Raw genomic sequence first — 11,193 nt, 5'->3', positions numbered from 1 at the left:
TCTCCTATTAGGTAGCGTCGTTCATCTTGCTCATCAGCGTCTGCACCTGACTTCGCAGCGCGAAGATTTCTTCCGGCTCAACCGCCGTGCCTTCAAATAGCCGCAGGGGCACGCAAGAGGCTTTATCCTTAAGCGCTTGACCTTGCTCGGTTAGGCGGACGATCAAATGCCGTTCATCGGATTTGTCCCGCGCCCTTGTCAGAAGCCCCATGGATTCCAGCTTCTTAAGCAGCGGCGTGAGCGTTCCGGAATCAAGGAGGAGCTTCGCTCCCAGCTCCTTCACGGATACATTGTCCTGCTCCCACAAGGCAAGCATCGTAATGTACTGCGTATACGTAAGTCCCAGCTCGGCGAGTAAAGGACGGTACAGCTTCGTGATTTCTCTTGAGCATGAATAAAATGCAAAGCATAGCTGATTCTCCAGCTTCAGCAGTTCGTTGGTGTCCATAACGGCAGCAGCCCCTTTGTTGATTTATCTTCTCTATATAAATTGTATGCAAATTAATTGGGTGACTGTATTGTAGCACCACCTCTGAAACGTGTCAAAAAAGAAAAATCGGTATTTGACATTGCTATATAAATTGCATACAATTTAATTAATAACAATCCATTATAAAAGGAGCTGCATCAAGGATGTCCTTATACAATATTGAAGTAAACACGATTAAAGGCGAGAAGCAAACGCTGGCCCCTTACCAGGGCCAAGTGCTGCTAATCGTAAATACGGCGACCAAATGCGGGTTTGCTCCGCAGTTCAAAGGACTGCAAAAGCTTCATGACACGTACAAGGAGAAGGGCTTTGCCGTATTAGGCTTCCCGAGCAGCCAGTTTATGAATCAGGAGCTTGAGAATAACGCGGAGATTGCGCAGTCCTGCGAGCTGAACTTTGGCGTGAACTTCCCGCTCTACGCAAGAATTGACGTTAACGGCGACACTGCGCATCCCCTATTCCAGAAGCTGAAGAAGGATGCACGAGGTATCCTTGGTTCGAAGCGTATCAAATGGAACTTTACGAAATTCCTTGTGAACAAGGAAGGCAAAGTCGTGAAGCGGTTTGGTCCAAACGTAACGCCGGAGCGGATCGACTCCGAGATCCAAGCGTTGCTTAGCAAGTAATTCTACGTCCTGAAAAGAAAGCCGGGCTTTGCGTATCAAACGCAAAAGCCCGGCTTTTTCTATTAATAGGCAATACCCGCCTTCATTCTTACATACTGGCTGCTAAACAATTGCATATAGGCGAATTCGGCCGTATCGCCTGTCGTAATCCGGGTCCCATTCTCCGGCAGGTAGCCGCGCTCTGCCCGGTAACCTCCCACGGCCGGAGCATCCGGCAAATAAGTCGGGCAGACCAGCGTCCAATCGAGCAATGATTCCTCCAGCAGCCGCAGCACCGCATGATGCTCCTCGGCGGCCCGGGTGAGCGTTCTTCTTGATTCGCTGGATTGATACCGCAGCAAGCCGGGTTCAGTCCGGCTATCCAGTACTCCCGCCGTGCCAATGGCGACGATCCTTTTGACCTCAAGCCGTTTCATGGCTTCGAGGATAAGCGGGAAGCTGTCCGATAAGAGGGAGCCGCCGTCGGTGCTTAATGCGCTGATGACGGCATCTGCCCCGGATAAGGTTTCGGCGACGGCCTCGGCGGAAGCCGCATTCCCTTCCACGAGTGTCAGTCCGGGCGAGCTGTCCGCCAGCTCCTTTATTTTATCCGGCGTCCGCACAAGAGCTTTTACCGTATGACCGTCGCGTAGCGCAAGAGCCGTAACAATACGCCCAACACGGCCGGTTGCCCCGAAAATTGCGATTTTCATTTCATTCCCCTCCCTATATAATGAATTGTACCATTAAAAAATTATCATAATGGAGCAACATTCCAGCCATATACTGCGTTTAGTAGTTGTAGTAGATCGCGGATATTTTTTTTGTCTAATCACGTCCAGTATTTGTAAAACTATGAAATGGATTGTTTATTTAGGGGGAAGTAAGTTAATGATTCGTGTTCGTGTAGCTCTTTGGACCAATGTTATTCTGTTGCTCATTTGTTTAGGGCTCCTAACTGTTGCTTGTTCCGTGCCGGAAAGCAATAAACCGGTCAGCTTCTATGTCAACGGCGAGAAGCTCAAGCAGCCGCCTGCCGTGGATCTAGTTGACGGCGAACCGATGGTGCCCGCTGCATTCCTGGAGTCGACCTTTAAATCCAAGCTGGAATGGACGCTGGAGAATCCGGGAGCAAACGGAATTTACTATTCGGATAAGGTTGCCGTACTCATGTACCATGATATATCGGATAAGACGGCGAAGAAAACCAATAACGCGGAGGCGGAATCGGCTATTTCGCTAGATGTGTTCAAGGAGCAGATGGAACTGCTGAAGGCAGACGGATTCCATGTCATCTCCATCGATCAATATGCGGATTTTATCGCGAATAAAGGCAATGTGCCGGATAATGCGGTACTGCTGACTTTTGACGACGGTTATGAGAGCTTCTATACGAAGGCCTTTCCGGTACTGAAGCAGCACAACTATCCGGCAGTTAACTTCGTGATTGTCTCCGGAGCGGACAATGCGGACAAACCGAAGCAGGTCGGCCGTCCGAAGATGACCTGGACCCAGATGCGCGAGATGCAAAAGTCCGGCATGTCCTTCTATAACCATACTTACGACAGCCACAAATACGGCGTTATGCGCGCCGACGGCTTGACGAAGCCCGTTCTGACCCGCCACCAATATTTGAAGAAAGAGCAGCGTGTCGAGACGGACGAGGAATACCATACCCGCGTGAAGACGGATCTCGAGAAAGCGGAGCAGCACTTGAAAGCGGAGCTTGGAAATACAAAGGGCATTATCGCGTTTCCTTACGGGGCTTATAATGCGGAAGTACTGGATATTTTGAAGGAAGTAGGTATTTCGTTGTCCTTTACGGTTAAGGAAGGGATCAACGGCCGCGGGCAGACAAACGGCTTCCGCGTGAACGGAGCAAGGGAAGGGGAGTCGGCCAAACAGCTGTTGGAGAAGCTGAAGGCGCTGGATCTGGACAATGCTCCGGTTATGGTTCATATGGACGGCAAGACTGCGGCTTTTACGGAGCAGCCCTACAAAGGACCTAATGGAGTAATGATTCCGCTAAAGGAGTACTGCAAGATGAAAGGCATGAAGTTCAGCTGGAGCAAGCATAAGAAGCAATACAAAATTACGGCGGCTTAAATGAACGGAGTCTCAAATGGAAGAGCTGCATCCCTCGGTCAACCGGACCCGGGATGCAGCTCTTTTTTCAGTCAACGCATAACCTGGCAATCGTTCCGGAAGGGATTTCGAGGCAGGAAGCAACAAATAATAACCGCACGGTTCAGTAAAGTTCGACAGTATTCGAGTGGGGTTTTTCAAGGTGGGGAATCTCAAGACCTAAAGAAAACCTACCTGATATCCTAAGTTCACACATTGTAAGGGTTTGCAGATTTCAAGATAATAAAAGCATCACAAACAAGGGGGATAAACAAATGGCTAAAATGAATATGAAGAGCGTTCTTGGTCTTGTACTTGCAGGTTCCTTGGCAATCAGCTTGACAGCATGCGGCTCGAGTAACAATAACGGCGACAAAAATGCCAACTCTGGCGCTTCCAACAATGCGGGAGCGACTAACGCGGCTACAGAAAAGCCGGCTAGCAACGAGAAAGTTACGATTACTTTCCAGAACATTTATCCAGATCCAACGGATCCGAAAAACGGCATGATGAAAAAGATCGTAAAACAATACGAAACTGATCATCCAAACGTGAAGATCGAGCTGGACTCCCTGAATACGGACCAACAAAAACAAAAGCTCAAAACGCAAGCAGCCTCGCATGAAGTGCCGGACATCACAATCGTTAACCCGGCAGCTCAAATGCAGCCTTACGTTGATGCAAAACTGTTTGCACCGCTGAACGACATGGTTGAGCAAAACGGCCTGAAGGATACATTCCAAGACGGCGTTCTTGACTTCTATACATTCGACAATAACTTGTACGCATTGCCGGACGGTAACAACATCGGCGTAGTTTACTATAACAAAGATCTGTTCCAACAAGCTGGCATTGCTAACCCGCCAACAACATTCGAAGAAATGATCGCAGACGTTAAAACCCTGAAAGCTAAAGGCATCCAGCCAATGGCAATCGGTGAGAAAGATACTTGGACGGGTTCGTTCCTGTTCATGAACATCCTGCTTCGCACAAACGGCGGCCCTGGCTTCCTGTCTGATGTTGTAGCTGGCAAGAAAACATTCGAAGATCCAGCATTCGTTGAAGCTGTAGACGCTATGCAAAACCTGATTCAAGCAGGAGCGTTCCAAGAAGGCGTTACATCGTTCGACTATAACGCTGGCGAGAACATTTTCAAAACGGGTAAAGCTGCAATGTACTACATGGGTTCGTGGGCAACTGGCGGTATCGAAACATCCGAAGCTCTGAAGGATAAAGTAGGCGTATTCAAATTCCCTACGGTAAACGGCAAAGGCGACCCTAACCAATTCATGCTTGCTCCAGGTTCCGCATTCGCGATCTCTGCAGACAGCAAACACCTGCAAGAAACAAAAGATTTCCTGAACTACTTCATGCTGAACTTCCCTAAAGAAGCATTCGCGGTTAAAGGCGCTGTAGGTCTTGCTCAAAAAGTTGACGGCGACTTCAAAGCTGCTGGTTACTCCGACATGGCGATCAATGTACTGGACCTGTTCAAAGATGTTAAAGGCGGCGACCTGTCGTTCGATAACACAATGAACCCTGGTACTTCCCAAGGTCACTTGACTTCTATCCAAAACATCTTCGTTCAGAAGAAAGATTCGGCTGAAGTTGCTAAAGAGCACCAAACTGCTTACGAAAGCAATAAATAATCATTAAACAAAAGATAGAAATATAAAAAGCTGCACACTGTGCGAAAGGGGTTCTCTCCCAGGAACCCCTTTTGTACGGATGTTGAAAAAATAGCTAAAAGATAGGAGGGCACACGAGATGAACGTACTGAAGGTTTCGAAATTAACGATAGCGCTGTTCGTGCTGCCGTGTTTGATACTCTATGTCTGTCTGGTTTTTGTTCCAATCATCGTTTCCTTGTATACCAGCACGCTTGAATGGAACGGGATCGGCTCATCAAAATTTATTGGTCTGGACAACTTCAATAAATTGTTGTTCCATGATGCCGTATTTTGGCCAGCTGTACGCCATACCCTAATGTTTGCTGTATTTTCTATGCTTGAAATTCCAATCGCTTTGTTTGTCGCAATCTTGCTTAGCCGCTTCGTAAAGAAGCCGAATTTCCTTGTATCCAGTTATTTTATGCCGGTAATTTTGTCGGTTGTTATTATCGGACAACTTTGGAAAACAATCTACAACCCTGCGTCCATGGGCGGCATGCTTAACCAGGTGCTTGACTGGGTAGGCCTGCACAGCTGGTCCCAGCAGTGGTTGACGGATCCAGATATCGCGATGTACAGCTTGTACTTCGTTGCTTTGTGGCAATACCTTGGTTATCACACTCTCATCCAGTTTACGGGTATTCAGAACATTCCGTCGGATATTTATGAGGCAGCCAAAATTGATGGCGCTGAAGGCTTGAAAGCTGACTGGTATATTACATTGCCAATGAACGTTCCGATCTTCAAGATTTCGATTGTCCTTGCCTTTATCGGCTCGCTGCAATCGTTCGACATGATTATGGTTATGACAGGCGGCGGTCCTGGTAACGCAACGGACGTTATCGCGACGCATATGTACAGAATGTCAATCTTGTCGATGAAATACGGATACGGAAGTGCCATTGCAGCCATTCTGGTTGTAGTCTGTCTTGTAGCAACAGTGGTCATCAACTATGGATTCAACCGTCTGGAACGGAAATACACGTAACGAAGGAGGGATACGACTATGAGCCAAAGTACAACTACGGCAGTGCTGCCAAGAATAAAGCCGCAAAGAAAATTTTCGATCGGGAAAATATTGATGTGGATTCTTCTGTCAGCTCTGATTGTCACCCAATTGTATCCGCTCTTGTGGCTGGCTATCTACTCGTTAAAGACTAACGAAGAAATTTTGTCCGGCCAATTCTTTGCTCTGCCGCATGCTCTACAGTGGGGCAACTATAGTGCTGCGATGGAGTCGGGCAATTACGTTAAATATCTGCTTAATAGCTTGAAGGTTACCTTGATAACCATGGTTGGCGTTTTGTTCCTCAGCTCGCTAGTATCGTTTGCCATCAGCCGCTTCAAGTGGAAATACGGTCAGGCGGTTATGGTTCTCTTCCTGATCGGGATGATGATTCCGATGCAGGCGACACTGCTGCCGCTGATGATTATCTTCAAGAACATGCATATTCTGAATACGCATTGGTCGCTCATACTGCCTTACATTGCATTCCAGACGCCAATTGCCGTATTTATTCTAAGCGGATTCATGAAGTCGATTCCTAATGAAATTGAAGAATCGGCAATCGTGGACGGAGCAGGCGTCTTCCGGATATTCTGGAACATTATCCTGCCGGTATCGGTTCCACCGATGATGACGGTATGTATTCTGACCTTCATCAACATCTGGAACGAGTACATCCTGGCAGCAACCTTTATCTCGTCCGAACGATTGAAAACATTGCCGTTCGGGGTATACAGCTTCGTCAGCCAGTATTCGGTAAACTACGGAGCGATCGGCGCATTCCTCGTGCTTGGGGCATTGCCGGTTATCATTATTTACTTCTTGCTCGCAGATAAGATCACAAAAGGTATGGTAGCAGGCGCGGTGAAGGGTTAATCCCCTTCCCCGCTTTTTTGAATTTTTAGCAATTGTAGATTTTTACTATACGAAACGGTTACGCTGCCACAGGTCAGCGCAACCGTTTCGCCATGTGTTACAATGAGGGAATGAGCATTATTCTTTTAGGAGGATCCAGAGTTGGCGCGTTATCACGGAATGCACTCTATACAGAATCGGTTGTTTTTATTGCTGTTTTCATCGATGATGACGCTGCTCATCTTGGTCAGCTTCCTCTATTATCAGAAGACAACCCAGATTATTCATTCAAAGATCAGTGATCTTGCGGAGAAGAACGTTTCCCAAACGGTAGGGTTATTTGATCTGCTTCTCGAGGGATATGACAGCGTGACCAAATCACTTAACAGTAACTATGAATTGACCAGACTGCTTAAGGAAGCAGACAATGAGAAGAATATAAGCGTCAGTGTCATGAATGAACGGGCGATTACGAATATTATTGGAGCCGCATACTTTTCGCGAGATGATATTATAGGCATCCATGTCATGACCAATGGCGGAAAGCTGTACAACTATGAACGGCGGTTCGCCGGCCTAGTCAATCAGGATTACACGTCTGCCGATTGGTACAGCAAGCTTAAAAATTCAAAAGGCGAAATGGTATGGCTTGGCTTGATGAAAGGCTCGGTTATTAACAGCATGCTGCCAGAGCCTGTATTTGTATTTGGACGTCAGCTGTTTGATCTTAATAATTATAAGCCAGTTGGTATTGTCCTGATCGAGTCGGATCCGAATCCGATTCTATCGGCCTTGTCTAACGCGTCGATCAGCCCAAACAGCCGGGTATTTATTGTTGATAAGAACAATGGCGTAATCGCATCGACGGATAAAAATCAGGATGATTTGTCGATGGAGCCAACTGGCGAGTCGCAGGCGGTACCTTCTTTTAATGGGTTGCCTAGACCTAAGGGTAATGAGATCGTTGTTGATAATAAGACAAGTCAATTAATTGTTGCTGCCAAAACAGCCGTTGCGGAGTGGACGGTATTCGGGCTGACGCCAAAGACGGACATCAGCGAAGAGCTTGTTCAGACGAGACTGTATCTGCTTGCCGTCATTATTGCCGTCATTCTGCTCTCGACGATGCTGGCGACGTTAATCTCGCGCAACATCTCTTCGCCGCTAAAGCTTCTGATCAGGGAGATGAAGCAGGTGGAGCTCGGTAATTTCAGGGGTGCGGTGAACGTTAAATCGTTCGAGGAAATTAACAGCCTGGTCTCATCCTTTAACCGGATGGTTCATCGGATCGACGAGCTGATTGAACGGATCACTCTATCCTCCATTAGCGAAAAAAACGCGGAGCTGCAGGCCCTGCAATCGCAGGTGAACCCGCATTTCCTGTACAATACGCTGGATATGATTTATTGGATGCTGGACGAGCGGGAGAATGACCGGTTGGGACGCGTTATTTTGTCGCTGTCCCACATGTTCCGTTACAGCAGCGACTGGGAGGAGGCCTCGAAGACGACACTCCGCCAGGAGCTGGAGCAAATGAGGCATTACATGACGATTATCGAAAACCGTCTGGTCGGGCGCGTAAGCACCGAAATTCAGGTGGACGATATATGGCTTGATGCTATCGTTCCGAAGATGACGATTCAACCCGTCATCGAAAATGCGGTGAAGAGCGGCCTTGAGCCTCTCGACCGTCCGGGACTGCTGAGAGTATCGACAATAGCCGATGAGGAAGCCAATGAACTGCGTATCGTTATTGAAGATAACGGCGTTGGCATCGATGAAGAGGAACTGAAGAAGCTGCAGGCCATGCTTGAGGACTCTAGTCCCGGCCGCAACTACAATGCCGCGCAGCAGGGGCGAGGCAGAAGAGGAATTGGCCTTCCGAATGTGCACCGCCGCATTGTGCTGTTGTACGGCGAGCCCTATGGCTTGCGGATTTCAAGCGAATCAGGAAAAGGAACGACGGTTATTATCGCAATACCACTGCCTGCTAGAGGAGGTAAAATGGGCGATGAACATATTAATCGTGGATGACGAGAACGTTATACGGGAAGGCATCCAGCGGACATTAAACAACCGGTTTCCGGCATACAGCACCTATCTGGCCGTCAACGCGGAAGAAGCGGTTGCCCAGCTGCGCAAGCACCGGATCGATATTGTGCTTACGGATATTTTGATGCCGGGCATGACCGGCCTTGAGCTGATGAATTTGACCCGCAGCATGTATCCGCGGGTGAAATGGGTTGTAATCTCCGCCTATTCGGAGTTCAGCTACGCACAGGAGGCCGTACGCCTTGGAGCGAAGGACTATCTGCTTAAGCCAATCGGCAAGGAAGTGCTGGCCGAGATGATCGAGAAGATCAGCGGGGAGATCGAGCAAGAGCGGGAGCTGACGGAGGAGGCCGATCTACTGAAGCTGAACCGCAACTATTTGCGGGAGGCGGTTTTTCAGCGTTGGGCCCAAGGACTTGATATCGGACGCTTCGATATGACGCCGTTTATGGACAGCCATCCGCATTTTAACCTGATTATGGTTAAGATGGAGAGCGATAAGGTTGTTCAGCTTGAGCATTTCATGATCGAAAACGTGCTGGGCGAGCTGATCGAGAAGCATGGCCAAGGGTTTGTCACGATTTACGACAGTAAGAGCCTTCTTGGCCTTGTTACGCTTCCGGAGGGCGGAACGATCACAAGTTTACTGGAAGAGCTGCGCACGCATCTGATCAAGTATTTGCGCGTGCCGTTCCAGATCATGCATACCGACCGAATTGAAGATATCGATGCCGTACCGGGAGAAGTGCAGCGGATGAGGCAGGCATCGTCAACGCAGGTGTATGAGCATTACGCAAGCGGAAGCGACCAATCCATTGAGGTTGCCCTGCAATATATCCGAACCCATTATCACGCCGATCTATCGCTTGAGAAGGTCGCGGCTATCGTATACTTGAATCCGGTATACTTCAGCCAGCTGTTTAAGCAGAAGACCGGAGCGGGCTTTAAGGAATATGTTATCGGCTTGCGGCTGGAACGAGCCAAGCAGATGCTGCTGAATCCCAAGCTGAAGCTTGCGGATGTTGCCGAGCGGATCGGTTATCAGGACATGCGCCATTTCTCGCAGCTGTTCCGCAAGAAGTACGGAGAGACGCCGTCGGAATTCCGTCAGCGCCACCGGATGGACGGTATTGAAAAACCGTTGTAATCTTATTGAAAAACACTCATTCGGGTAGATGAAGGAGTCCTATGTCCATTACCAAGACACCGGCCAATCTGGTCTATACCTACATTGCTCAGCGAGGCGTCGTATCGCGCGCTGAGCTGATAAAGGAATTCTCGATGCCAAGCAGCTCCATGACGCGGCTGCTGGATGAGATGATTGAAGCAAACAAGCTGCGCGAGCATGGGCGCGGCAGCTCTACCGGCGGGAGAAGACCCATTCTCTACGAGACGAATCCAACCTACGGCTATTTGTTTGGACTCGAGATCTCCCGGATCTACTCCTCCATCGGTCTATACGACATGCATATGAACCGGATGTCGGCCATACGCTGGAAGATGGATGAGAGCATGACGCCGGACGTATTTCTTAACCTGGTGCAGGAGGCCGTTCTTCAGTTCTTGCAGGAACATAGCCTGCTGCCGTCCAGCATTGTCGGAATGGGCGTTGGAGCGGTAGGTCCGCTTGACCGTGAACGGGGTCTTATTCTGGATCCCGTTTATTTTCCTGCCCAGGGCTGGCATAACCTGCCGATTTGCGAGCTGCTGGAGGAACGGCTGGAGTTTCCGGTTCTGCTCGACAACGGCGCGAATACGGCGCTTGTGGGAGAGCATTGGGCGCTGAGAAGCGAGTACTATCAGCATATGCTGTACGTGCATGTGGGCGCCGGTCTCCGCTCGGCCGTTATGTCGAACGGCCAGCTGGTATACGGAGCAACCGATATGGAAGGGGCGATCGGCCGAATGATTATTCAGGCCGGCGACCTCTCGCAGCCTAGCGGCACGATTAACGGGTCGCTGGAGTCTTTTGTGTCGGTTCATGCCATCGAGAACGAGGTACGCGGTCTGGCCTTGGCGGGAGCACTTCCGCATGGCCGGGAGGTCCATGGCAGCGGCAGCGACAGCGACAGCGGCGAAATTTGGAGTTTCGAAAAACTGCTCCACGCCCTGTCGGCCGGTGATATAATGGTGCAGGAGAAATTTAAGCAGGCTGCTGCTTATCTTGGAATCGGGTTAGCGAATTTGATTAACGTGCTGCATCCGGAGAAGGTCATTCTGGGGGGAGCGCTTCTTAATGCGCACGAAAGCGTGTTTGAGACGGCGGTGGAGGTAGCAAGAAGCCATACGTATTATTATCCGCAGTATAAGCCGTTGTTCTCGAAAGGTTTGCTTAAGGAAGAAGCTGTTGCGGCCGGTGCGGCCGTGATGGTGCTAAAGCAGCTGCCGTAG

Annotated in this window: 10 protein-coding genes; 8 read left to right on the top strand and 2 right to left on the bottom strand. The window is 49.3% G+C overall.

From position 1 onward, the window contains the following. Positions 1 to 7: 7 nt before the first annotated feature. Positions 8 to 448: a MarR family winged helix-turn-helix transcriptional regulator gene (locus WFJ73_RS20970; RefSeq protein ID WP_248756618.1), complete on the bottom strand. Its 441-nt coding sequence runs from the start codon at positions 446 to 448 to the stop codon at positions 8 to 10. Between the two features lie 185 nt (positions 449 to 633). On the opposite strand from WFJ73_RS20970, the gene WFJ73_RS20965 reads away from it, so the two are divergent. Continuing rightward, on the top strand, positions 634 to 1,116 hold the full coding sequence (locus WFJ73_RS20965; RefSeq protein WP_336774894.1) for a glutathione peroxidase: 483 nt from the start codon (positions 634 to 636) through the stop codon (positions 1,114 to 1,116). A 62-nt stretch (positions 1,117 to 1,178) separates the two neighbouring features. Here the strand turns inward: WFJ73_RS20965 and WFJ73_RS20960 are convergent, their stop codons facing one another. Further along, positions 1,179 to 1,808, bottom strand: a complete 630-nt coding sequence (locus WFJ73_RS20960; RefSeq protein WP_336774893.1) for an NAD(P)-dependent oxidoreductase — start codon at positions 1,806 to 1,808, stop codon at positions 1,179 to 1,181. A 178-nt stretch (positions 1,809 to 1,986) separates the two neighbouring features. On the opposite strand from WFJ73_RS20960, the gene WFJ73_RS20955 reads away from it, so the two are divergent. The 7 genes from WFJ73_RS20955 to WFJ73_RS20925 all read left to right on the top strand — a co-directional run bounded on the left by WFJ73_RS20955 (position 1,987) and on the right by WFJ73_RS20925 (position 11,193). Next, the gene (locus tag WFJ73_RS20955) at positions 1,987 to 3,201 is read left to right on the top strand and encodes a polysaccharide deacetylase family protein (protein ID WP_336774892.1); all 1,215 of its coding nucleotides are present in this window, start codon (positions 1,987 to 1,989) and stop codon (positions 3,199 to 3,201) included. 293 nt (positions 3,202 to 3,494) lie between these two features. After that, a complete protein-coding gene (locus WFJ73_RS20950; RefSeq protein ID WP_336774891.1) occupies positions 3,495 to 4,868 on the top strand; it encodes an extracellular solute-binding protein in 1,374 nt (457 codons plus the stop codon). A 118-nt stretch (positions 4,869 to 4,986) separates the two neighbouring features. After that, entirely contained in the window at positions 4,987 to 5,877 is an 891-nt protein-coding gene (locus WFJ73_RS20945; protein ID WP_251653516.1) for a carbohydrate ABC transporter permease, read from the top strand. Between the two features lie 93 nt (positions 5,878 to 5,970). Then, positions 5,971 to 6,771: a carbohydrate ABC transporter permease gene (locus WFJ73_RS20940; protein WP_442955980.1), complete on the top strand. Its 801-nt coding sequence runs from the start codon at positions 5,971 to 5,973 to the stop codon at positions 6,769 to 6,771. A gap of 141 nt (positions 6,772 to 6,912) precedes the next feature. Further along, the gene (locus tag WFJ73_RS20935; protein ID WP_442955974.1) at positions 6,913 to 8,784 is read left to right on the top strand and encodes a cache domain-containing sensor histidine kinase; all 1,872 of its coding nucleotides are present in this window, start codon (positions 6,913 to 6,915) and stop codon (positions 8,782 to 8,784) included. After that, the gene (locus tag WFJ73_RS20930) at positions 8,762 to 9,949 is read left to right on the top strand and encodes a response regulator (protein ID WP_336774889.1); all 1,188 of its coding nucleotides are present in this window, start codon (positions 8,762 to 8,764) and stop codon (positions 9,947 to 9,949) included. The genes WFJ73_RS20935 and WFJ73_RS20930 overlap by 23 nt, the downstream gene beginning before the upstream one ends. Before the next feature lie 41 nt (positions 9,950 to 9,990). Beyond that, complete coding sequence (locus WFJ73_RS20925) at positions 9,991 to 11,193, top strand: ROK family protein (RefSeq protein WP_336774888.1); 1,203 nt, start codon at positions 9,991 to 9,993, stop codon at positions 11,191 to 11,193.

The sequence above is a fragment of the Paenibacillus sp. MMO-58 genome, assembly GCF_037146255.1.
In the GTDB taxonomy this organism is placed as follows: Bacteria; Bacillota; Bacilli; order Paenibacillales; family Paenibacillaceae; genus Pristimantibacillus.
This window is presented reverse-complemented; position numbering and strand designations above follow the sequence as displayed.